Source organism: Streptomyces sp. NPDC054849 (assembly GCF_053610945.1).
The window spans coordinates 29,723-51,340 of the sequence record NZ_JBSGZI010000052.1 but is presented as its reverse complement, the minus strand read 5'-3'; the positions used below and the strand labels follow the sequence as shown (position 1 = coordinate 51,340).

The window sequence follows — 21,618 nt, the reverse complement described above, 5'->3', positions numbered from 1 at the left end:
TCCCACGCGTGTAACGCGCGGGCGGCCGCCGCGCGGAACACCGCGCGGCGGCCACGGGCGCGCCGGGCTTCCGGGCCCGGAAGCCGCAGAGGCCTCAGCCGGCCAGGGCTACGAGCCTTCGGTACTCGAGCTGGTCGGCCCGCCGGGCGGTGAGGTGGACGTGCACGTCGGCGAGGAACTCCTTCAGGGCGCTGTACCCGGCCGTGTACGTCTCCTCCTGTTCACCGGCATCCGGGGGCATCCAGAAGATCAGCAGCTGCGCGTTCCTTCGCATGCCCTCCGGGCTGGCGAAGGACAGCTCATGGACGACCAGCCGCGGCTCGTCCGCCGGCAAGGCCTGCACCAGCTCGTCATGCGTCAGGTTTCCCTCGACCTCCGGGACCAGGACGCCTGGGACATCCGCATAGCGAAGGGTCACGGTGTTGATCTCCCGCTTCTCCCTCAGGTGGTGCAGAGCCTCAAGAGAGCCTTCCGAAAGGCCGGTCGGGCTGGTCACGAAGATCTCACCTCGGCGCTGGTCAGGACACTGGGACAGTGGGGCGGCACACGTCGGAAGAGCCGCTGTGCGGGGCCGGCTCGTCAGCGGGCCGCGAGGCAGCCCGCAGACCGGCGGTCAGGTGTGGACCCGGCCGTTGGCACCGTCGTGGCTGTCGGCGTGTTCGTCGTCGAACCAGTAATCGCCGGCCGCGAGGTAGCGGAAGGAGTGCGCGCTGTGGGCGGGAAGGGCGACCGTTACCGCGCGGGTCCCGTCGCCGCGGGGCTCCAGGGGGTGGGCGGCGGGGTTCCAGTGGTTGAAGTCTCCGACGACGCTGACGGGCCCGCCCGGACGGTCCTCGGGGAGGATGAAGGTGACCTGGGTACGGCCCTTGAGCTGCTTGCGTTCGAGCACTGAAAGCCTCCAGTCACGAAACGGGGAACCGGCCCGTGCATCCTCGCGCCGCCGTGCGTGCGGAGCGGCGGTACAGCGCCGTGGGCAGGGCGGAGGTCACCCGGGTGGCCGCGAGCCACCCGCCGCCGGGCCTTCGGCGGGGCCGCCGGACGGGCGACCCTCCCAGCCCCCGCCGCGCCGCGCGACGCGGCGGGGGGCAGGGGAGGAGCGCCGGCGTCGGTACCGCCGGGAACACGGTCGACAGGATCCGGTCCAGGCGGCCGGGGAAGGGAAGGGTCGAGTGGGCTGGTTCACCAACGCCGTGGGCCTCGTCCTGGTGCTCTACGTGCTCCGGGACGTCTTCCATACGCTGTGGCACCCCACGCGCCACGGAGGTCTGAGCCGGCTGATCATGTCGTGCCTGTGGCGTCTGTCAGGGACCCTCACGACGCGGCGCCGGGCTTCGGGGCTGGCGGGACCCCTCGCGATGGTGGCGGTGGTCGCCGTCTGGGCGCTGACCTTGGTGGTGGGGTGGGCCTTGATCTACTGGCCGCACATGCCCGACGCCTTCACCTTCGCCGCCGGACTGCGGCCGTCCGATCACGCCGGATTCCTCGACGCGCTGTACATCTCCCTGGTCCACATCTCCACGCTCGGTCTGGGCGACATCGCACCCGCGGAAGGCTGGCTGCGCGTCCTCGCCCCGATGGAGGCCCTCGTCGGCTTCGTCCTGCTGAGCGCCACGGTGTCGTGGACCCTCGGCATCTACCCCGCACTGGCCCGGCGGCGCGCACTGGCGCTGCGCCTCTCGCACCTCTCGCGCACCCACCCCACGACGGAACAGATCGACACGGACGCGGGGGTGGCGGTCCTCGACAGCCTCGCCGCCGGCATCTCGGTGATCTCCGTCGACTTCATGCAGTACGCCGAGTCGTACTACTTCTACGACGGAGACGACCGCACTTCTCTCGCCCGCCACCTTCCCTATGCCGACAACCTGGCCGACCAGGCGGCGGGAGCCCGCCACCCCGACGTCCGCCTCGCCGCCGCCGTCCTGCGCGCCGCCCTGGAGGACCTCGCCGTCATCCTCGACCAGCGTTTCCTCCACACCGGCGGACCCCCCGGGCAGGTGTTCGACGCCTTCGCGCGCGACCACGGACGCCACGCCGGCCCCTGACGGGAAGCGTGTGGCGCTCTTCCGGCGACGGCCGTGGCGGGAGATGATCCGGGCGACAGCCGCGCCGCATCCACGGAGGACCCGTGACCGAGCCGACACGTCCAGCCGCTGCCGGTTCCCCCGTCGAGGTCCCGGCGGGTGATCCCGCCGAGTTTCCCGGCGGGCCGGCCCTGTTCCGTCTGGACCCCCGCGTCGCCCACCTGAACCACGGCTCCTTCGGCGCGGTCCCCGTCCCCGTCCAGGAGGCCCAGGCCGCGCTGCGCGAAGAGGCGCACGCCGACCCCGACGCCTTCTTCCTCACCGTTCCGGACCGCCTCGCCGCGGCCCGCGCCCGGATCGCCGCGCACCTCGGCGCCGACCCCGAAGGCATCGCCTTCATCTCCAACGCCACCGAAGGCGCCAACCTCGCCCTCGACGCCGTCCCGCTCGCCGACGGCGACGAGATCCTGGTCACCGACCACGGTTACGGCACCGTCGTCGCGGCCGCCGCCCGCCGAGCCCCCGTCACCACCGTCGCCCTGGACCCCGGGCTGCCCGACGAGGACGCCGTACGGGAGACCGTGCTGGCCGCGCTGACGCCCCGGACACGGGTGGCCGTACTCGACCACCTCAGCTCGCCCACCGCCCGGCTCATCGCCTCCCCCCGGCTCCTCGCCGACCTGCGGGAACGCGGGGTCACCACCGTCGTCGACGGCGCCCACGCCCCCGGCATGCTCGCCGACCCCCTCGCAGGGGGCGCCGACTTCTGGTTCGGCAACCTTCACAAGTGGGGCTACGCACCCTCCGGCAGCGCGCTCCTCGCCGTCGCCCCGCAGCACCGCCACCGGATCCGTGCACTCGTACCGTCATGGGAGGACCAGCACGGATTCCCGCGCTCCGTGGAGAACCGCGCCACCGCCGACTACACCGGCTGGCTCGCCGCCCCCGAGGGGCTGGACCTCCTCGAACGCCTCGACGCGGCCAAGGTCCGGGCCCACAACAGCGCCCTCGCCGCCCACGGTGCGGCGCTGCTCGGCGAGATCCCCGGGCTCACCCCGCTGCCGTACACCGCCGGCCTCGCCATGCGCACCCTGCGCCTGCCGTCCGGGGTCGCCGAGACCCCGGAGCGCGCCCGCGCCCTGCGCGAGGAACTCGCGGCGCGGCTGCACGTGCGGGTGCTCATCTGGCCCCGGCCGGGCGGCGGCGGCATCCGGGTCTGCGGGCAGATCTACAACCGGCCCCAGGAGTACGCCCGCCTCGCCGCCGCCCTGCCCGGCTACCTCGGCAGGGCCGTCAGCCGCGCCTGAGCAGGTACGTGTCCATGATCCAGCCCTTCCGGGCGCGGGCCTCGGTGCGCAGCTCCTCGATCCGCCCCGCGACCTCCGCCAGCCTGCCCTGCACCAGGATCTCGTCCGGGGTGCCCACGTAGGCCCCCCAGTAGATGTGGAGGTCCTGATCCAGGTGGGCGGTGAAGGCGTGCCGCGCGTCCAGCATCACCACCACGTCGTCCACGTCCTGCGGCCAGCCCTCGGCCAGCCGGCGCCCGGTGGTGATCTGGACCGGGCGCCCGACCCGATTCAGGTTGGTCCGGTGCCGCGCCAGCAGCGCCGAGACGCTGCTGATGCCGGGCACGACCTCGTGCTCGAAGGCCACCCGGCCACGCTCCAGCACCTCGTCGAGGATCGCGAGCGTGGAGTCGTAGAGCGAGGGGTCGCCCCACACCAGGAACGCGCCGGTCTCGCCCTCCGCCAGGTCCTCCGCGATGAACCGCTCGAAGAGCTCGGCCCGCGCGCTGCGCCAGCCGTCCACCGTCGGGGTGTAGTCGGCGGGGGTCCGGTCCCGGTCCGGGTCGCGGCCTTCCACCAGCCGGTGGCCGGGCCGGGCGTGCGCGTCGAGCATCGCGCGCCGCAGCCCGGTCAGATCCGCCTTCTCCTCGCCCTTCTCCAGGATGAGAAATGCGTCCGCCGCGCCGATCGCCTTGACCGCCTGGAGGGTCAGGTGGTCCGGGTCGCCCGCGCCTATGCCGATCACTGAGAACTTCTTCACCCGGCTATTCTGCCCGTCATGCGCGTCGCCCTGTTCGTCACCTGCGTCACCGACGCGCTGTACCCGCGGACCGGCATCGCCGTCGTACGTCTCCTGGAGCGGCTCGGCGTCGACGTGGACTTCCCGGCGGGCCAGAGCTGCTGCGGGCAGCCGCAGTACAACACGGGCTACCGGCACGAAACCGAACCACTGGTGCGGCGCACGGCGGCGGCCTTCGCCGGCTACGCGTACGTCGTCACCCCCTCCGGGTCCTGCGCGGCGATGATCCGCGAGCACTACCCGCGCATCGGCCGGAAGGCGGCGCAGGAGGGGCGCGGCGACGGGCCGGCTCAGGCGGCGCAGTCCCTCGCGCCACGCGTGTACGAGCTGACCGAGTTCCTGGTCGACGTGCTCGGAGTGACCGACGTGGGCGCGTACTTCCCGCACACCGTCACCTATCACCCCTCATGTCACGGCCTGCGGGGGCTGGGCCTCGGGGACCGGCCGCGACGGCTGCTGGCCGCGGTCAAGGGCCTGGAGCTCGTCGAGCTGCCGGGTGCCGACGAGTGCTGCGGCTTCGGCGGCACCTTCGCCGTCAAGAACCCGGACGTCTCGACCGCCATGGGCGCCGACAAGATCGCCTCCGCGGCCGCCACCGGCGCCGAGGTGCTGTGCGGGGCCGACAACTCCTGCCTCGCCCACCTCGACGGCCTGCTGCGCCGCGCGGACGCCCCGCTGCGCACCCTGCACCTCGCCGAGATCCTGGCCGCGACCGAGGAGGAGCCACTGTCGTGACCGGTACCCCTCTGGGCATGCCCGCCTTCCCCGAGGCGGCCCGCGACGCCGTACGGGACGACGGGCTGCGCGCCAACCTCCGCCACGCCACGCACACCATCCGCGACAAGCGGGCCCGGGCGGTAGCCGAACTGGAGGACTGGGACCGGCTGCGCGCGGCGGGCAAGGCGGTCAAGGACCATACTCTGCGCCACCTCGACCGCTACCTGCTGCAGTTGGAGGCGGCCGTCACGGCCGCCGGCGGCTTCGTCCACTGGGCGGCCGACGCCGACGAGGCCAACCGGATCGTCACGGACCTCGTCCGGGCCACCGGGGAACGTGAGGTCGTCAAGGTCAAGTCCATGGCCACCCAGGAGATCGGACTCAACGAGGCCCTGGAGGCCGCCGGGATCGTCGCGTACGAGACCGACCTCGCCGAACTCATCGTGCAGCTCGGCCACGACCGCCCCTCCCACATCCTGGTCCCGGCCATCCACCGCAACCGGGCCGAGATCCGCGACATCTTCCGCAGGGAGATGGGACAGTGGGGCCGACCGGCACCCGTCCCGCTCGGCGACGACCCGCGGGAACTCGCCGAGGCGGCGCGCCTGCACCTGCGCGAGAAGTTCCTGAGGGCCAAAGTCGCCGTGTCCGGCGCCAACTTCATGGTCGCCGAGACCGGCACGATGGTCGTCCTCGAGTCCGAGGGCAACGGCCGGATGTGCCTGACCCTGCCCGAGACCCTCATCTCGGTCGTGGGCATCGAGAAGGTCGTCCCGGCCTTCCGCGACCTGGAGATCTTCCTCCAGACGCTGCCGCGCTCCTCGACGGCCGAGCGGATGAACCCGTACACGACGATGTGGACCGGCACGACGGACGGCGACGGACCCTCCGCCTTCCACCTCGTCCTCCTCGACAACGGCCGCACCGACACCCTCGCCGACGAGACCGGCCGCCAGGCCCTGCGCTGCATCCGCTGCTCCGCCTGCCTCAACGTCTGCCCGGTCTACGAGCGCGTCGGCGGCCACGCCTACGGCTCCGTCTATCCCGGGCCCATCGGCGCCATCCTCAGCCCCCAACTGCGGGGCACAGGCAGTGAGATCGACGCCTCGCTGCCCTACGCCTCCACCCTGTGCGGAGCCTGCTACGAGGTCTGTCCCGTCGCCATCGACATCCCGGAGGTCCTCGTCCACCTGCGCGAACGGGTGGCCCAGGGCGGCCCGGTGACACGGGACGGCATCCGCGTACGGCTTCGCCCCGCGCACGGGCACACCGCCGAACGGGCCGCCATGCGAGCCGCCCGGCTCCTCCTGGACCGCCCCGCGGCCCTGCGCGCGGGGGAGCGCCTGCTGGCCCGGGCCCGCCGGCTGGCTCCCCGCAGACTCCCCGGCCGTGGGCGGGCCTGGACCGACACGCGCGAACTGCCCTCCGTCCCGGCGGAATCCTTCCGCGACTGGTGGGCCCGAGACCGGGGGAACCTGCGGTGACCAGCAAGGACCGCATCCTGGCCCGCATCCGCCGGGCCGTTCCCGCGGCGGAGCCCGGCCCGGGCCCGGAAATCCCGCGTGACTACCTCCGCGTACACGGCGCGCGCACCGCGGCCGCGAGCGCCGACCTGCTCGCCGCCAACCTCGCCGAGTACCGGGCGAAGGTCCACCGCACCGACGGGCAGGGCCTGCCGCTGCTGCTGATGCGGCTGCTGGGCGAACGCGGGTCCCGGACCGTCCTCGTCCCACCCGGTTTGCCCCCGTACTGGCTCTCCGCGGCCGACGCGACCCGAGTCCACGACCGCGAGGCCTCCACCCCACTGGAACTGGACCGGGTCGACAGCGTGGTCACCGGCTGCGCCCTGGCCGTCGCCGAGACCGGCACGATCGTCCTCGACGGCGGCCCCGAGCAGGGCCGGCGCCGCATCACCCTGATCCCGGACCACCACATCTGCGTGATCCGCGTACCGGAGCAGGTGGTGGACTCCGTACCGCAGGCACTGGAACGGCTCGACCCCGTCCGCCCCCTGACCTGGATCTCCGGACCTTCCGCCACCAGCGACATCGAACTGAACCGGGTGGAAGGCGTACACGGGCCCCGCACCCTGGAGGTCGTCCTCCTCGGCGCAGAATGAGGGCATGTCATCCCACATCGCTCTGACCGCCCTCGTGGTCCACGACTACGACGAGGCCATCGACTTCTACACCCGCGCGCTGGGCTTCGAGCTCGCCGAGGACACCGCACGCCCGGACGGCTCCCGCTGGGTCGTGGTCCGCCCGCCCGGCGCGACCGAATCCGCCCTGCTGCTGGCCCGCGCCAAGGACGACGCCCAGCGCTCCCGGGTCGGCGACCAGACCGGTGGCCGCGTCGGCTTCTTCCTCTACACCGACGACTTCGCGCGCGACCACACCCGGATGACCACCGAGGGCGTGCGCTTCCTGGAGGAGCCGCGCCACGAGACGTACGGCTCCGTCGCCGTCTTCGAGGACCTGTACGGCAACCGCTGGGATCTACTCCAGCCCGCCGCCGGCTAGCCGGGGCGCCTCCCGCGCGGGATCGACCGCCGGGCCGCCGTCCGCCACCCGGCCGGCCAGCTCGCGCGCCCATCGCACCAGCCCCGGCACGTCGATCCCGTACGGCCCTCCATCCACGTCCTCGATCCCGGCGGCCCCGCGCCGCAGCAGCCGCGCCCCGCCGACCGCGTTCCCGCGCGCGGCGTGCGTCAGCCCGACCGCCATCTGCGCGAGCCCCCGCCAGAGCGGGGCCGCGGCCTCGGGCCCCGACTTCCAGGCGTCCTCGAAGACCTCGTGCGCGTGGAACGGCATCCCGGCGTCCAGCAGCCGCTGCGCCTCCCGCACCGTCTGCGCCGGCGAACGCACCACACCCTCGGGCTGCCGCTCCACCCCTGGCACCCCGTAGGGCAACGGCCGCCCCAGCCCATCCCTCGGCCGGGCGCTCCGCGCCCGCCCCTCGACGTCCCGGTCCCGTGCGTTCACGACCCCATCCTCTCCCTCGGCGATTACCCGTGCATGCACACCCCTCGGCGTGGGGTAATGTTCTGCATGTGCCGCCGAGCACGGGGAAACCCGCAGGTCGAAGGTACATCGGGACGTGGCGCAGCTTGGTAGCGCACTTGACTGGGGGTCAAGGGGTCGCAGGTTCAAATCCTGTCGTCCCGACTTGTAGAAGTCGCAGTTCAAAGGGTCGTTTCAGAGCAATCTGAAACGGCCCTTTGAACGTTTCGGGGACCGCTGGGGACCACTTGGGACCACTTGGGGACCAACGCCCCTTGACCACGTCAGTGTTGCTCGGGAAGGGGCAGCGGGCGGGGACGCCTGGGGTGGCTGTCGGCGTCCGCCTGCTCGCGCGTGATGTGCCGGACCGCGCGGACGTTCGGGCGGCGCTCGGGGTAGGGGTAGCTGAACGGCTGGGCCTCAGCGCGCTCCTGCTCGGCCTCACGGATATCGGATTCGGGCTTTCTGTCAGGCTTTCTCATGCTTTGCACGTACCCTCCCGGCCCAGCGGTATGCGGTGGCTCAGGCCGCCGTACCTCGAAGCCGCCGCGGCCGTCGAACCGCACCTCGCGCACCACGTCGAAGCCGTCCGCCGGCGAGGGCTCGCGCAGCTGTTTCAGCGTGGCCAGGACGCCGACGTCCGGGACGCGGTCGCGGCCTTGGCGGGCGGCGTTGCGCCGCAGCGAGCCGGCCACGTCGGGCGGGAACCAGTACGCCGTCACGGTCGCACCGAGGGCGTGGGCCAGTTCCACGAGCGGCTCCCACGCCTGCGGTGACGGGTTGGTGTTGTCCAACGCCACCGGCCGCCCGGCGGCCAGGTGCTCTGCCAGCAGCCGCATCTGCCGCTGCTGCTTGTTGCGGGCGTTGCGTGGGAACAGGTCCTTGCTCACCAGCTCGTACCGGCTGGACAGACGCTGCGCGTAGAAGGTCGACTTCCCGGACGCCTGGAGCCCGACGAGCACGGCCAGATCCACTGCTGTCGCCATACGGCCACGATGACACGCCGTCGGCGCCCGGTGAAACCGGTGTGGGGGCGTGCCACACCGGGAGCGCCCCTTCCGGTTCCCACCGGAGGGTGTACGTCGTACGCGTGCCCGTGCCGTACCGGTCCGTGTCGGCCAGTTGCGGACAGCGGCGCTTGGGGACCGGACAGGGAATCGTGAGACGGGCAACGCGTCCTCCGGTGCAGAGAGGCCCACCGCCACCGGCCCGGGGGACGCCCATGCCGATCACGGTTCAGGCCCGCACTGCGTCCGCGTCCAGGAGGCGGGCCGCCGCCTCGACGGTCGGCGGCAGCGGACGGCGTGAGCGCAGCGCCGCCGGAAGCCGCTTGAGCATTCCCATCAGCGCCTGACGGGCTTCCGGGTCGCGCGGAGCCTCAGCGGCGAGCCGGCGGGTGTGCTCCACAGCGACGCGGACCGGGCGGCGCAGCCACGCGGTGAGGGCGGCGTTGCGGCGCTGGACCGCCGGCCGGCCCGGCCTCACCCCACCGGTCGGCCGGTGCACGGCCACCACGTCCGGAACGTGGCATACGCCCCACCCGTGCGCGGTCAGGTCGTAGGCGAGCAGGGTCTCCTCGCCTCCGAGGAACAGGATCGGGTGGTAGCCGCCGGCCTGGAGGTAGGCGTCCCGTCGGGCGACGGCGGCGCAGGCCAGGAAGCCGAGCACCTGTGGCCCGGGCAGATCGACGGCGTGGTCGAGCGGCGAGGCGGCGAGCAGGCCGTTCAGCGGATCGGGGTCGCCGTCAGGGCCCACGCGGACGCAGGCGGCGATCAGTCCGAGGCGCGCATGCCGGTCCAGCAGGTCCGCCGCGCGCGCCAGTGATCCCGCCTCCCACCAGGAATCGTCGTCGCTGAACGCCACGTATGGCGTACGGGCGTGGCGTACGCCCAGATTGCGGCCCGGAGCGCCGAGATTGCGGCCGGGCGCCAGGAGGGTGACCTCCGGCCGCAGACGCGCGACGGCTTCCGGGGTCCCGTCGGTCGACGCGTTGTCGACGACGATCACAGGCGGCCGCTCGGGCAGTGCTGCCAGCCGGTCGAGGGTGTGCAGCAGCTGGTCACGGCGGTTGTGGGTGATGACGACGACGGTGGTGCGGGGATCGGGGGTCACGGCCGGGCCACCTCGGGTGGGATCGACGGGATGGTGCGCGAGGCCCACGGGAGGCCGGTCATATCGGTCATGGGGCCCACGGACCCCTGCGGAGAAGCGCAGGTCAGGGGGGTCAGGGTGGTCAGGATGGTGGTCAGGGTGGTCAGGCGCCGACGGCCGGCGCGGCCGCCGGGTCAGGCAGCCGGGTCCGCTTCCTCGCCCTCGACAGGCGGACCGCCCTCGACGACGTGCATGGCCGCTTCCTCGGCGCTCGCCGCGCCTCCGTCGATGCCCTCGTCCCGGGCGATCAGTTCCTTGGTGGTGTCGGTACGGACGCCCTCGTCCGGCGCCCTCAGTCGCCCGGCGCGGTCGGTCCCCGCCTCGGCGTCGATCAGTTCTCCCTGCCCGCCCGGCAGGTCCCCCAGACCGTCCCCTTCGGGCTCCGCCACGTCGGGGACCTCCTGGGACAGCCTTTCGTCGAGGGTTTCGCCGGCGTGCTGCTCAGCCGCCGTCGTGCCGTACTTGGTGACGCCCAACGGCTTTTCGGGAGGGGAGTAGCCCTCGTCCAACATCTCGTCGTAGGTGCGCTCGTCCACGGCGTTCTGGAGGTCCACGGACGCCGTATCCTGCTGCTCCTCAGGGGTGCCTGTGGGTTGATAGACGTCGTCCCCCATCTGGTTCTCACTCATCAGGCGCTCCTTTCGCACGGCGGTCGGGGTCGCGGCCGAGCGGTGCGATGATCATGCGCCGAGGTGCGCGATCGCGCTGTTCAGCCGCGACGCCAAGGCGTCGATGTCCCGATCGGTCGGTGTGCCGGACGCCGACGTCGCGGCCAGATCACGGCCGGACGCGATTTCCACGGCCCCGGCGTACGGCTCCGATGCCAGTCGGTCCGAGGGGACGACCTCCGTACGACCCTCCAACAGCACGAGGGAGTGGTTCTCGCGGGATTGATCGAGGAGGGCGCGGACCTGTTCGCGTGTGACTTCCACGGCCCGGTCCCCCTCTCACCGGCTCCCGGAGCCGGAGCCGGTGTCGGAGTCGGTGTCGGAGAGGTTCTCGGGTTCCTCCTCGGATGCGGCCTCGACACCGGCCAGGGGCTCCCCGCTACCGGTGCCGGCCTGGTGGTAACCCTCTCGGGCACTTGCCGTACCGGGCACCACGCGCTCCTGCGCCTGGCTCTCCGAGCCGGAGTGGGCTCCCGGTTCGTCGCTGCTCCGGGCGCGCTCGTCAGCTCTCTGCCGCGCGGCGTCCGGTGTGTGCTCGGTCATCTCGGTGTTCCTTCTGTCTCGATGACCCCTCCGGGCGGCTGCCCGAGAAGGGGCAGGCGAAACACCGTGGGCGCCATGCCCGGCGGCACCTGCCCCACAGGTGCCGCCGACCGGGCGAAGGGGGCGGGCCTGCCCTCTCAGGATGGTTCTTTGCCTCGTCCGCTCATCGCGTCCCGCAGGCGATCGACGAGCCCGACCCCCGGGGCCAGAAGCTTGTTGGCCGGCGGTTTGTCCGGGGCCGACGGGTGCGGACGCGTAGGAGCCGTCTTCTTGGCCTGGCGCACCTTGTCGCCGAGCTTCTCCAGCATTTCCGTGGAACACGCCTGCCGCAGGCGAGGGAAAAGATCGTCCTCCTCGTCGTTCACGTGGCTGCGGATCTCGGTCATCAGCTTCATGATGAGCTCGTCGAACCGAGGATGATCGGCGTCGCATCCCTCGAGTTCCTTCATGATGCGTTCCGCTGCGGCGTGGTCTTCCAGTTCCTTGTCGGCCATGGTGTCGCCGTCCGGAACGTGCTCGCGTACGGCGGGGTACAGGTACGCCTCTTCGGCTACCGAATGCCGGACGAGCTCCATGGTGACCTGGTCGGCGTACATCTTTCTGCGGGCGTCACCGGAGGGAATCTCCTCGATGTTCGCGAAAAGTTCCTCGACCTCCTCGTGGTCGGTCATCAATTCCGCGATCACATCACCGCCGTGTCCCATGGGGTTCCCTTCTCTACGAGATTCCTGCCCACCCAGTGAATCGCGCTACGGGCACAGAGCGTGGTTCCGCTGCACTCAGCGTGTCGGCCGCATGGGCGCGAAGGGCCGGGGACCCCGCGTGCGGCGCCGCCTGCCGACGCGCCGCCTCCTCGGCGCCTGGGGACCCGTCGGGGACCACGCGCCGGCTCATTCTCCGGCTGCCGGTGTCAGGGAAAGGTTCCAGAATGCGGCGTAGCGGCCGCCGCGGCGCAGCAGTGCGTCATGGGTGCCCTCCTCCACGATCCGGCCGCCGTCCAGGAAGACGACGCGATCGGCGCGTCGGACGGTCCGCATGCGGTGCGCGACCATCACCACCGTCCGGCCGGCCATCAGGCGTTCGATGCCCTCGTGGACGGCTGCCTCGTTTACCGGGTCCAGAGCCGAGGTCACCTCGTCCAACAGCACGACGGGAGCGTTCTTCAGCAGCGCTCGCGCGATCGAGACACGCTGGCGTTCACCACCCGACAGCAGCGCGCCGCCCTCGCCCACACGCGTCGACCATCCGCCGGGCAGCCGCTCGATCACCTCGTCCAACCGCGCCGCCGTCGCCGCCGCCCGCACCTCGGCCTCGTCGGCGTCCGGGCGGCCGAGGCGCACGTTCTCCTCGATCGTGCCGTCGAAGAGATAGACGTCCTGGAAGACGATGGCGAACTGGGCCATCAGTACGTGCGAGTTGATCGCGCGGACGTCCACGCCCCCCACACGCACCGCGCCCGCGTCCACGTCGTAGAACCGCGCGAGCAACTGCAGCAGGGTGCTCTTGCCGGAACCCGACGGTCCGACAACGGCGAGCCGTTGTCCTTGCGGCAGGGACACCGACAGGTCGTCGATCACGGTGCGCTCGCCGTGCCGGAAGGCGACGGACTCGAACTCCAGATCATGGCGCAGCGGCTGGACCGGTTCGGGAGCTTCCGGCAGCGGCTCGGTGCGCAACACCGCGTCGAGCCGCGCCAGCTCGTAACGTGCGCCGCGGATCTGGCCACTGATGTCGGCCAGCGACAGCAGCGGATCAGCGCAGCGTGCGGCCAGCACCAGGATCGCCAGGACCTCCGCCGCACCGATGTGACCGCCGAGCGCGAGGCAGGCGCCCAGGGCCAGCACGACGGTGAACATCGTCTGCACCGCGAGTGCCAGACCCACCACGCCGGGCAGCGCCGACAGCGCGGTTCGGCGGGAGGCGCGCTGGACTTCACGCAGCGAGTCGTCGAGAGCCCGGTAGCGCTCGGCGGTCCGGCCGCCGGCCCGCAGCACCGGCTGGGCCTGGAGGTATTCGATGACGCGCCCGGTGGCCTCGTGGTCGCGTTCGTGGCGCTCCCTGTCCGCGGCGGCCATCGAGCGTCCCGTCCGCACCTGGATCGCCGCCACGATCGGTACGGCGGCCAACGCGGCCAGTCCCATCTGCCAGTTGAAGACCAGCATGACGGCAACGATCGTCAGGGGGGTCACGCAGGCGGAGATGAACGGTGCCAGCAGGTGGGCGATCACGCTCATCGCCTGGAGGACGCCGCGGCCGGCCAGGGCGGACACCTCTCCGAGGCGACTCGCGTCGTACCAGCCGATGGGCAGCCGGGCCAGGTGGTCGCCGAGACGGTGGTACGTACCGCGCAACAGCGTGGTCCCGGCATGGAAACCGGACCGGTCGCCGACATAGCGCAGTGCCGCGTAGACCGCGACCGCGGCCCCGAACGCGGTCAGCCAGGGCCAGGCGTCTTCGGGCGTACTCCCGAACAGGGCCCGCAGTACGGGAACCAGCAGGGCGTAGGACAGACCCTCGACCACCGCGGTCACCGTCATCAGGACCACGGTGCGACGCACCGGCCGGGCGTACTCGTGGCCCAGCACGCGCAGCAGCATGTGGATCATCGGGGCTCGCCTCCTTGCGGTGCGTCATGGCGGGTCTCGGTCGGGTCCGCGATCGCCGACTGTTGGGATTGCCGGAAAGCGGCGAACTTACCGTTCCGTGCCAGCAGTTCGGCCGGCTTGCCGCGCTCGACGATCGAGCCGTTGTCCAGCATGACGACGGTGTCGGCGTCGGCGATCGTCTCGAGGCGATGGGCGATGACCAGGATGGTCCGGTCACCCTCCAGCGTCGCCAGTGCCCGGCGTACCGCCTGTTCGGTCTGGGGGTCCGCGAAGGCGGTCGCCTCGTCGAGCACGAGAACGGGGGCGTCGGCGAGCAGGGCGCGTGCGAGCGCGAGCCGCTGCGCCTCGCCACCCGACAGGCCGGCGTCTTCGCCGATCACCGACGCGTAGCCGCGGGGCAGCTCGAGAACACGATCGTGGATGTTCGCCAGGCGGGCGGCGCGCACCACGTCGTCGAGGTCGGCGTGCGGTACCGCCAGCGCGATGTTGTCCGCGACCGACGCGCGCAGCAGGCGAACATCCTGGAAGACGAAGGAGACCGTCCGGTAGAGCTCTCGGCTGCCCAGCTCGCGCAGATCGACACCGCCCAGGGTCACCGAACCGTGGGTCGGGTCGAAGAACCGCGGCAACAGCTGGACCAGCGTGGACTTTCCGCTTCCGGACGGCCCGACGACCGCGGTGGTCGTCCCCGGTTCGAGCACCAGGTCGATCCCGCGCAGGACCTCGTGCCCGGCTTCGTAGCCGAATCGGACGCCACGCAGTTCCACCCGGTGACCCCGCGGAGCGACCGGGTGCGCGGGCTCCGGCAGTGGCCGCACCGCGAGCACCTCCCGGATCCTGCCGACCGCGCGCCGGGCGGCCTGCATATCGTCGAAGCCGTGTCCCAGGGCCGCCACGGGAGCGGTCAGGCCCAGTCCGAGCAGGAGAAACGGCAGCAGGTCGGCGGGAGCCGTGCCACCGGTGGTGATCAGAGCCGTACCGCCGACCAGGAGGACCAGCAGGACGAACGGCGGTGACAGTGCCACCTGCATCCCGGCGGCGATCCCGGCGAGACCGCGCACCATCCGGAAGAAGCTGCCGACGAAATCGTCCACCGCCGTGAGGAACCTGCGGTGGGCGCGCCCGGACCCGCCGAACGCCTTGACCACCGAGATGCCCTGGACGAACTCGACGACGGCACTCGAGATCCGTCCCATGGCCGCGTCGAACTCCTCCTGCTCGCGCAGCCGGGTCGGGGTCATCATCAGGGGAACCAGCGCCACGGCCAGCGCCACCGGTATCAGGGTGATCAGCGTGAGCCGCCAGTCGATGGCGAACAGGTAGATCAGCGACGCCGACGGGACCACGAAGGCGGAGACGAGCTCGCCGGGGGTGTGGGCGATGAACGGGTGCACGGCGCTGACATCCTCCCCCACCACCCTGGCCAGCTCACCGGTCCGGCGCCGGGAGAACCAGCCGATCGGTACGCGCCCCAGCTGCGCGGCCAGCTGCCGGCGGAACGCCAGTTGCACCTGGCCGTCCACGATGTGCCCGATTCCTGATGACGCGGCCGTGAACAGCAGTCGGAGGAACAAGCCGGCAGCGCCCGCGGTCACGACGTTGCGGACGTGTGCGGGATCGATCGGGCCGGGCGCCAGCAGGGTGCGCCCCAGTTCGACGACCGCCAGCAGCGGCATCAGGCCTGCGAGGGCGCCTATGACCTGCAGGGTCACCATCGCGGCGAAACGCACGTAATAGGGGCGCAGCAGCCCCGCCGTGTTCTGTACCGCCGCGTCACCGGCATCGGGTGGTGCGGACTGCTTCGTCACTGCGAACTCCCTCGCCGCTGAGCGCACTTGGCTTTCCGAACATGTTCCGAAAGTAGCACGAGGCAGGCCCCTGTGAACATGGAAGGCTGAACCCGCACCCGTTTCGAGGCGGGGGGCGGCGGGGCGGCATGATGGGACGATGTCCCCAGCGCCCGCACCGCACGGCCGTACCGGCCGGCCACCCCTGACCTCCCGTGCGCAGATCCTGGTGGCCGCCCGCCGGCTCATCGACCAGGACGGCTGGGAGAAGCTGACGATCCGCCGCCTCGCCGCCGAGATCGGCATCGGGGCGACGACCCTGTACCACCACATCCGGAACAAGGACGACCTGCTGCTCCTTCTGCTCAATCACCACGTCGAGCAGATCGAACGCCCCCCACTGCCCGGCGACCCACGCGAGCGCATCGTCACGGCCGCCACCGCGATGCACGACGCCCTCGTGGCCTGGCCCTGGGCCGCAGAGGTGCTCTCCGCCGACGGTTTCGTCGGCCTCCTCGACGAATCGGCGATGTGGATGGTCGAGGCCATCGTGGCCGGAGCCGACGACCACGGATGCACGCCCGAGCAGAGTGTCGACGTCTTCCGCAGCATCTGGTACTTCACCGTCGGCGAGGTCCTGGTCCGCGCCCACTCCGCCCGTCGGCAGGCCGAGGGCGAGCCCTTCGCCTACCGCGACGACCTGGACCCGTCCAAGGTGCCCCACCTGGCCGCCATCGGCATCCGATGGGCCGCGCTGGCCGCACGGGACATCTACCCCCAGGGACTGCGCACGTTCGTCGACGGGCTGCTCGCACAAGTCACCCCCGGCCGTGCGTGACCGTCCGTTCCGGTGTCAGGCCGCCACGGGCCGGCTCACCGCACCGGCCGACCGCTCCTCACCGGCCGGTTCCCAGGGCGGGCGCCCAGGCGACCAGCCGGTGGGAGCGTCAGTTCGCGGCGGTTTCGAAGGTGCGCAGCAAATCGGCGGCAACGCTCACTGCGATCGTCGCGGGTTCCTTGCCTGTGATGTCGGCCAGCCCGATCGGGGTCTTGATCCGGTCGGTGGTGGCCTCGTCGTGACCGCCCTCGGTGGCGAGGCGCTTGCGGAACCGCCCCCATTTGGCGGCCGACCCGATCAGCCCGATGGACCCGAGGTGGGTGGTGCGCAGGGCGGCGTCGCACAGGGCGGCGTCCTCCGCGTGATCATGAGTCATGATCAGGATGTGGGTGCCGTGCGGCAATTGGGCCAGCACCTCCTCGGGCAGCAGCGGCGTGTGATGTACGTGCACCTGTGCCACCGCGTCCGCCAGCACCCCGAGCCGCTCCTCGGAGAGGAGGTCGGAGCGGGTGTCGATCAGATGGAGGTCGAGGTCCTGACGTGCCAGGATGCGTGCCAGTTCCAGCCCGACGTGCCCGACGCCGAAGATCGCCACCGCCCTTACCACCGGCAGCGGTTCGAGCAGCACGGAGACCGTGCCGCCGCAGCACTGCACGCCGTGCCGGTTGGTCACCTTGTCGTTCAGGGCGAAATCGATCAGCTCCGGCTCCGGCGTGACCGCGACGATCATCTCCCGGGCCCGGTCGATCGCGACGGCCTCGACATTGCCGCCACCGATCGAGCCCCACGTCTCGGTCCGCCCCACGACGAGTTTCGCACCGGCGTCGCGCGGGGCATGGCCGCGCACCGCCGCGACGGTCACCAGCACGCCGGACTCCCGGCGAGCTCGCAACCGTGCGACTGCGGCGAACCACGTCATGTCAGGCACCGTGCAAGGCTTCCGCGGCGGTTTTGATCCCGCCGTTTGCGGACCCATCGCCCCGGCGGGCCGCCTGGATCGCCCAGTACACCGCCTCCGGCGTTGCGGGCGAGGCCAGTTCGACGCTGACCCCGTTCGGCCCGAATGCGGCGGCGGCCTGACGCAATGCCTCCCGCACCGAGAACGCCAGCATCAGCGGAGGCTCGCCCACCGCCTTCGACCCGTAGACCGCGCCCTCCTCGGTGGCGTTCTCCAGAAGCGTGACGTTGAACTCCTCGGGCATCTCCGAAAAGCTCGGCAGCTTGTAGGTGCTCGCGGCCTGGGTCAGCAGCCGGCCGCGGTCCGGCCCGTCACCGGTGTCCCAGCGCAGGTCCTCGAGTGTGAGCCAGCCCGCGCCCTGCACGAACCCACCCTCGATCTGACCTATGTCGATCATCGGGGACAGGCTGTCGCCGACGTCGTGCACGATGTCCACCCGCCGGATGCGGTACGCGCCGGTGAAGCCGTCCACCTCCACCTCGGCTGCGGCCGCGCCATGGGAGAAGTACTTGAACGGCGAGCCCCTGAACGTCTTCGCGTCCCAGTGCAGACCCTCGGTCCGGTAGAAACCGGCGGCCGACAACTGGACCCGCTGGAAGTACGCCGTGCGCACCAGGTCGTCCCAGGGCAGCTCCTTCCCGCTGCCCAGGGTGCGCGCCACGCCCTCGGCGATGCGTACGTCCGAGGCGTGCGAACCCAGCTGGGTGGCGGCCACCTGCAGCAGCCGCTCGCGCAACTGCTCGCAGGCGTTCTTCACCGCCGCGCCGTTGAGATCGGCTCCGGAACTGGCTGCGGTGGCAGAGGTGTTGGGTACCTTGTCGGTTCGCGTGGGCGCCAGCCGCACCTTGTGCACGGGGATGCCCAGCGTGGTCGCGGCCACCTGCAGCATCTTGGTGTGCAGGCCCTGGCCCATCTCGGTGCCGCCGTGGTTGATCAGGACCGAGCCGTCCTTGTAGATCAGCACCAGCGCGCCGGCCTGGTTGAAGGCGGTGAGGTTGAACGAGATGCCGAACTTGATGCCGGTGAGCGCGAGTGCCCGCTTGGTGTCCGGGTGCGCGGCGTTGAAGGCGGCGATCTCGCGCCTGCGATCGCGGATGCCGCCGTCGTCCTTGACCTGCTGCCAGACGGCGGAGATCCGTTCGGGCTGGACGACCGGCTGTCCGTACGGCGTCGAGTGACCCCGCCGGTAGAAGTTGCGCTCCCGCAACTCCATCGGATCGAGGCCGAGCAGCGGCGCACACCGGCCCATGATGTCCTCGATCACCAGCATGCCCTGCGGTCCGCCGAAGCCGCGGAAGGCGGTGTTGGAGACCTTGTTCGTCCGGGCGATGCGACCGGTGATGCGCGCGTGGGGAATCCAGTAGGTGTTGTCGATGTGGCACAGGGCACGGGCCACCACGGGCTCGGACAGGTCCAGGCTCCAGCCGCCGTCCGCGGTCAAGGTGGCCTCCAGGGCCTGGATGCGCCCGTCGGCGTCGAAGCCGATCTGCCACTGGGCGTGGAACCCGTGTCTCTTACCGGACATGGTCAGATCCTGGGTCCGGTTGAGCCGCAGCCGCACCGGCCGGCCGGTCAGCTTGGCGCCGAGCGCGGCGACGGCCGCGAACCCGTGCGGCTGCATCTCCTTGCCGCCGAAGCCGCCGCCCATCCGCAGACATTGCACGGTCACCTCGTGGCTGTGCAGACCGAGCACGTGCGCGACGATCTCCTGGGTCTCCGAGGGGTGCTGGGTACTGCTCTGGACGAACACCTGCCCGGCCTCGTCGATGCAGGCCAGCGCCGCGTGCGTCTCGAGGTAGAAGTGTTCCTGATCGGAGAACTGGCACTCGCCGGTGAACACGTGAGCGGAGTCGGCGAAGCCGGCGTCGGCGTCACCGGCCTGCATCACGGGCCGAGCGCCGTGGAAACTGTCGGCCGCGATCGCGTCCTGCAGGGTGACCACGGAAGGCAGCTCGTCGAGTTCCACCTCGACGGCCGCCGCACCGAGCCGGGCCGCCTCCAGGGTCTCGGCGAGCACCCAGGCGACCGCGTGGCCGTGGAACATGACCTCGTCGGGGAACAGCGGTTCGTCGTGCTTCATCCCGGCGTCGTTGACGCCCGGCACGTCGCCACCGGTCAGCACGCGGACCACACCGGGCACCGCCAGCGCGGGCTCGGTCCGCAGCGCGGTGATCCTGCCGTGGGCCTTCATCACCTGGACCGGGTAGGCGTGCAGTGCGTCCTTGGTGCGATGGACGAGGTCGTCGGTGTAGAGCGCGGCGCCGGTGACGTGCAGGACGGCGCTCTCGTGCGGCATCGAAACGCCGACCACCGGCTTCTCGGGACGCTCGGACAAATGGCTCATGACGACACCGCCCCGGTGGTTCGCGCGTACAGCTTCAAGAGACTCTGGCCGAGCATCGCGGAGCGGTAGCCGGCGCTGGCACGATGATCGTCCATCGGCGTGCCCTCGGCCTGCAGCACCCGGGCCCCGACCTCGACGGTCTCCGCCGTCCACGGCTCGCCCTCCAGGGCCGCTTCGGTGGCGAGGGCGCGGATCGGGGTGGCGGCCACGCCGCCCAGGCCGATGCGCGCCTTCCGTACGATTCCGTCCTCGACGTCGAGCGCGAACGCGACCGCCACGCTGGAGATGTCGTCGAAGCGCCTCTTGGCGATCTTGTGGAAGGCCGTGACCGGCGCCGGCGGCAGCGGGATGCGCACCGTGCGGATCAGCTCACCGGGACGGCGCACGCTCTGCCGGTACCCGGTGAAGTAGTCCGCCAGCGGGACCTCGCGCTCACCGTCGGCGTCGGCGAGCACCACCGACGCCTCCAGCGCGAGCAGCACCGGCGGACTGTCACCGATGGGGGAGCCGGTACCCAGGTTGCCGCCGAGGGTCGCGCCGTTGCGGATGAGCCGTGATGCGAACTGGGGGAACAGCTCCGCCAGCAGCGGGACGCCACCGCCGAGGCGGCGTTCGATCTCGGTGAGCGTCAGCGCCGCGCCGATCTCGATGTGGTCCGATTCGACCCGCAGCTCCCGCAGTTCGGGCAGCCGGTCGACGGCGACCACGCAGTCGGCCCGCCGGGAGCGGATGTTGACTTCCACACCCCAGTCGGTGGAGCCGGCGACCACCACCGCCTCGGGCTGCTCGCGCAGCAACCGCAGCGTGTCGGCCAGGGTGCGCTTGCGCAGGAACGTGCGGCCGTCCCGGGTGTACTCGGTGGCAACCGGTGCGGGCGGGGACTGATCGCGACGCTGCGCCAGCGGGTCCTCGCCGGTGGGCGTACCGACGGCGAACGCGGCATCGCGGATCGGGCGGTAACCGGTGCAGCGGCACAGGTTTCCGCTCAGCGCGTGCAGATCGAAGCCGTTCGGGCCGTGCTCGGCGTCGGTGCTGTGGGCAGGATCCCCGGGCGCGCAGCGGTCGGGTCGGTAGTACTCGGCAGCCATGCTGCAGACGAACCCCGGCGTGCAGTAACCGCATTGGGAGCCGCCACGGACCGCCATCTCCTCCTGCACCGGGTGGAGGGTGGGCGGCATGCCGGGTGCACCGGCGGTGGCGAGACCTTCGGAGGTGATGATCTCCTGCCCGTCGAGGGCCGCAGCCGGGACCAGGCAGGCGTTGACCGCCACCCAGTCGGTGGGCCTGTTCACCCCGGGACGGGCCACCAGGACCGCACAGGCACCGCATTCACCCTCGGCGCAGCCCTCCTTGGTGCCGGTCAGACCACGCTCGCGCAGAAGATCCAGCACCGTGGTGTGGGGTGCCGCCGGTGAAATCGGTGTTTCTTTACCGTTGACGGTGATCCGCGCCGCTACCACGACGGACCTTCATTTCGGTGCGCGCTGGATCGATTCATCATGTTCGCCAATTTCAGGCAGCTTTCTGTGTTCAGACGCGCCACGGGGGGGAGTCGGGCGCAGAACGGCACGCAGAGGCGACGTGCCGGAAGGTGAAGACGGGGAAACCCGAAACGTGCCACGGAGGGGCACAGCAGAACGGCGTGCTCAGCAGCCGTGCGCGATCCGACCAGGAACCCAGACCGTGCACTGGGCGAGGCGACTCAGATCGGAGCTGGTGTACATCCGCTGGTCGCCTCCTTCCGGTCGTCAAGTGGGTCGGCGTCTACGCAAAGTAGTGGCCGGGGCCATCGAGGTCAAGAGGTCGACCCGGGGACCGGCCGGTCCTGCACCCCACCCGCCCCCACCGAAGAGTAGGGGGCCGCGTGGAGAGTGCGTGAACGTGTGGTGATCGGCCGT

Annotated in this window: 22 protein-coding genes and 1 tRNA gene; 8 read left to right on the top strand and 15 right to left on the bottom strand. The window is 71.4% G+C overall.

The window, feature by feature from the left end; all coding sequences use genetic code 11:
* Positions 1 to 94 precede the first annotated feature (94 nt).
* On the bottom strand, positions 95 to 496 hold the full coding sequence (locus tag ACWGIF_RS22330) for a cofilin family protein (RefSeq protein WP_453499961.1): 402 nt from the start codon (positions 494 to 496) through the stop codon (positions 95 to 97).
* A 117-nt stretch (positions 497 to 613) separates the two neighbouring features.
* Entirely contained in the window at positions 614 to 889 is a 276-nt protein-coding gene (locus tag ACWGIF_RS22325) for an isoamylase early set domain-containing protein (protein WP_453499959.1), read from the bottom strand.
* Between the two features lie 280 nt (positions 890 to 1,169).
* Between ACWGIF_RS22325 and ACWGIF_RS22320 the strand changes: the two genes are divergently transcribed.
* Together ACWGIF_RS22320 and ACWGIF_RS22315 are read left to right on the top strand one after the other, a co-directional pair.
* Positions 1,170 to 2,045, top strand: coding sequence for a potassium channel family protein (locus ACWGIF_RS22320; RefSeq protein WP_453499957.1), 876 nt, complete (start codon positions 1,170 to 1,172; stop codon positions 2,043 to 2,045).
* A gap of 83 nt (positions 2,046 to 2,128) precedes the next feature.
* Positions 2,129 to 3,331 (top strand): aminotransferase class V-fold PLP-dependent enzyme, encoded by a 1,203-nt coding sequence (locus ACWGIF_RS22315; protein ID WP_453499955.1) that lies wholly within the window; start codon positions 2,129 to 2,131, stop codon positions 3,329 to 3,331.
* Here ACWGIF_RS22315 and cobF read toward each other — a convergent pair.
* On the bottom strand, positions 3,318 to 4,070 hold the full coding sequence (gene cobF / locus ACWGIF_RS22310) for a precorrin-6A synthase (deacetylating) (RefSeq protein WP_453499953.1): 753 nt from the start codon (positions 4,068 to 4,070) through the stop codon (positions 3,318 to 3,320). The genes ACWGIF_RS22315 and cobF overlap by 14 nt on opposite strands.
* Positions 4,071 to 4,088: 18 nt before the next feature.
* Here cobF and ACWGIF_RS22305 point away from each other — a divergent pair, with 18 nt between their 5' ends.
* The 4 genes from ACWGIF_RS22305 to ACWGIF_RS22290 are packed head-to-tail and all read left to right on the top strand — an operon-like array spanning position 4,089 to position 7,345.
* The gene (locus ACWGIF_RS22305; RefSeq protein ID WP_453499951.1) at positions 4,089 to 4,844 is read left to right on the top strand and encodes a (Fe-S)-binding protein; all 756 of its coding nucleotides are present in this window, start codon (positions 4,089 to 4,091) and stop codon (positions 4,842 to 4,844) included.
* Positions 4,841 to 6,310, top strand: coding sequence for a lactate utilization protein B (locus ACWGIF_RS22300; protein WP_453499949.1), 1,470 nt, complete (start codon positions 4,841 to 4,843; stop codon positions 6,308 to 6,310). Before ACWGIF_RS22305 ends, ACWGIF_RS22300 begins: the two co-directional genes overlap by 4 nt.
* A complete protein-coding gene (locus tag ACWGIF_RS22295; protein ID WP_453499947.1) occupies positions 6,307 to 6,945 on the top strand; it encodes a LutC/YkgG family protein in 639 nt (212 codons plus the stop codon). Before ACWGIF_RS22300 ends, ACWGIF_RS22295 begins: the two co-directional genes overlap by 4 nt.
* Before the next feature lie 4 nt (positions 6,946 to 6,949).
* Complete coding sequence (locus ACWGIF_RS22290) at positions 6,950 to 7,345, top strand: VOC family protein (protein WP_453499945.1); 396 nt, start codon at positions 6,950 to 6,952, stop codon at positions 7,343 to 7,345.
* On the opposite strand, the gene ACWGIF_RS22285 is transcribed toward ACWGIF_RS22290, so the two are convergent.
* Positions 7,322 to 7,807: a DUF309 domain-containing protein gene (locus tag ACWGIF_RS22285; RefSeq protein WP_453499943.1), complete on the bottom strand. Its 486-nt coding sequence runs from the start codon at positions 7,805 to 7,807 to the stop codon at positions 7,322 to 7,324. The two genes, ACWGIF_RS22290 and ACWGIF_RS22285, sit on opposite strands and share 24 nt — an antisense overlap.
* Positions 7,808 to 7,916: 109 nt before the next feature.
* Here ACWGIF_RS22285 and ACWGIF_RS22280 point away from each other — a divergent pair.
* Positions 7,917 to 7,990 (top strand) — tRNA-Pro (locus ACWGIF_RS22280).
* 119 nt (positions 7,991 to 8,109) lie between these two features.
* Here ACWGIF_RS22280 and ACWGIF_RS22275 read toward each other — a convergent pair.
* From ACWGIF_RS22275 to ACWGIF_RS22240, 8 genes are all read right to left on the bottom strand, one after another.
* Positions 8,110 to 8,811, bottom strand: coding sequence for an AAA family ATPase (locus tag ACWGIF_RS22275; RefSeq protein ID WP_453499941.1), 702 nt, complete (start codon positions 8,809 to 8,811; stop codon positions 8,110 to 8,112).
* A 250-nt stretch (positions 8,812 to 9,061) separates the two neighbouring features.
* On the bottom strand, positions 9,062 to 9,937 hold the full coding sequence (locus ACWGIF_RS22270; RefSeq protein WP_453499939.1) for a glycosyltransferase family 2 protein: 876 nt from the start codon (positions 9,935 to 9,937) through the stop codon (positions 9,062 to 9,064).
* Positions 9,938 to 10,110: 173 nt separating this feature from the next.
* Positions 10,111 to 10,605: a DUF5709 domain-containing protein gene (locus ACWGIF_RS22265; protein ID WP_453499937.1), complete on the bottom strand. Its 495-nt coding sequence runs from the start codon at positions 10,603 to 10,605 to the stop codon at positions 10,111 to 10,113.
* Positions 10,606 to 10,656: 51 nt separating this feature from the next.
* Complete coding sequence (locus ACWGIF_RS22260; protein ID WP_453499935.1) at positions 10,657 to 10,908, bottom strand: hypothetical protein; 252 nt, start codon at positions 10,906 to 10,908, stop codon at positions 10,657 to 10,659.
* Between the two features lie 15 nt (positions 10,909 to 10,923).
* Positions 10,924 to 11,187: a hypothetical protein gene (locus ACWGIF_RS22255; RefSeq protein WP_453499933.1), complete on the bottom strand. Its 264-nt coding sequence runs from the start codon at positions 11,185 to 11,187 to the stop codon at positions 10,924 to 10,926.
* 137 nt (positions 11,188 to 11,324) lie between these two features.
* Positions 11,325 to 11,891, bottom strand: coding sequence for a hemerythrin domain-containing protein (locus ACWGIF_RS22250; RefSeq protein WP_453499931.1), 567 nt, complete (start codon positions 11,889 to 11,891; stop codon positions 11,325 to 11,327).
* 186 nt (positions 11,892 to 12,077) lie between these two features.
* Positions 12,078 to 13,793, bottom strand: a complete 1,716-nt coding sequence (locus tag ACWGIF_RS22245) for an ABC transporter ATP-binding protein (RefSeq protein ID WP_453499929.1) — start codon at positions 13,791 to 13,793, stop codon at positions 12,078 to 12,080.
* A complete protein-coding gene (locus ACWGIF_RS22240; protein ID WP_453499927.1) occupies positions 13,790 to 15,601 on the bottom strand; it encodes an ABC transporter ATP-binding protein in 1,812 nt (603 codons plus the stop codon). The genes ACWGIF_RS22245 and ACWGIF_RS22240 overlap by 4 nt, the downstream gene beginning before the upstream one ends.
* 139 nt (positions 15,602 to 15,740) lie before the next feature.
* Between ACWGIF_RS22240 and ACWGIF_RS22235 the strand changes: the two genes are divergently transcribed.
* Positions 15,741 to 16,418, top strand: coding sequence for a TetR/AcrR family transcriptional regulator (locus tag ACWGIF_RS22235; RefSeq protein WP_453499925.1), 678 nt, complete (start codon positions 15,741 to 15,743; stop codon positions 16,416 to 16,418).
* Positions 16,419 to 16,527: 109 nt separating this feature from the next.
* Here ACWGIF_RS22235 and xdhC read toward each other — a convergent pair whose 3' ends face one another.
* From xdhC to ACWGIF_RS22220, 3 genes are read right to left on the bottom strand one after another with little or no spacing between them, the layout of a single operon-like run.
* Positions 16,528 to 17,337 carry a xanthine dehydrogenase accessory protein XdhC gene (gene xdhC, locus ACWGIF_RS22230; RefSeq protein WP_453499923.1) on the bottom strand — a complete coding sequence of 270 codons (810 nt, stop codon included), beginning with the start codon at positions 17,335 to 17,337 and terminating at the stop codon, positions 16,528 to 16,530.
* A 1-nt stretch (position 17,338) separates the two neighbouring features.
* The gene (gene xdhB, locus ACWGIF_RS22225; protein ID WP_453499921.1) at positions 17,339 to 19,720 is read right to left on the bottom strand and encodes a xanthine dehydrogenase molybdopterin binding subunit; all 2,382 of its coding nucleotides are present in this window, start codon (positions 19,718 to 19,720) and stop codon (positions 17,339 to 17,341) included.
* A complete protein-coding gene (locus ACWGIF_RS22220) occupies positions 19,717 to 21,180 on the bottom strand; it encodes a xanthine dehydrogenase small subunit (protein WP_453499919.1) in 1,464 nt (487 codons plus the stop codon). Before ACWGIF_RS22220 ends, xdhB begins: the two co-directional genes overlap by 4 nt.
* Between the last annotated feature and the right edge of the window lie 438 nt (positions 21,181 to 21,618).

Bases quoted from the DNA above. Each gene is read 5' to 3' on its own strand.
- ACWGIF_RS22255 (WP_453499933.1), bottom strand. From the start codon at position 11,187: ATGACCGAGCACACACCGGACGCCGCGCGGCAGAGAGCTGACGAGCGC.
- ACWGIF_RS22290 (WP_453499945.1), top strand. From the start codon at position 6,950: ATGTCATCCCACATCGCTCTGACCGCCCTCGTGGTCCACGACTACGAC.
- xdhB (WP_453499921.1), bottom strand. From the start codon at position 19,720: ATGAGCCATTTGTCCGAGCGTCCCGAGAAGCCGGTGGTCGGCGTTTCG.
- ACWGIF_RS22265 (WP_453499937.1), bottom strand. From the start codon at position 10,605: ATGAGTGAGAACCAGATGGGGGACGACGTCTATCAACCCACAGGCACC.
- ACWGIF_RS22245 (WP_453499929.1), bottom strand. From the start codon at position 13,793: ATGATCCACATGCTGCTGCGCGTGCTGGGCCACGAGTACGCCCGGCCG.
- ACWGIF_RS22305 (WP_453499951.1), top strand. From the start codon at position 4,089: ATGCGCGTCGCCCTGTTCGTCACCTGCGTCACCGACGCGCTGTACCCG.
- ACWGIF_RS22275 (WP_453499941.1), bottom strand. From the start codon at position 8,811: ATGGCGACAGCAGTGGATCTGGCCGTGCTCGTCGGGCTCCAGGCGTCC.
- xdhC (WP_453499923.1), bottom strand. From the start codon at position 17,337: ATGACGTGGTTCGCCGCAGTCGCACGGTTGCGAGCTCGCCGGGAGTCC.
- ACWGIF_RS22235 (WP_453499925.1), top strand. From the start codon at position 15,741: ATGTCCCCAGCGCCCGCACCGCACGGCCGTACCGGCCGGCCACCCCTG.
- ACWGIF_RS22250 (WP_453499931.1), bottom strand. From the start codon at position 11,891: ATGGGACACGGCGGTGATGTGATCGCGGAATTGATGACCGACCACGAG.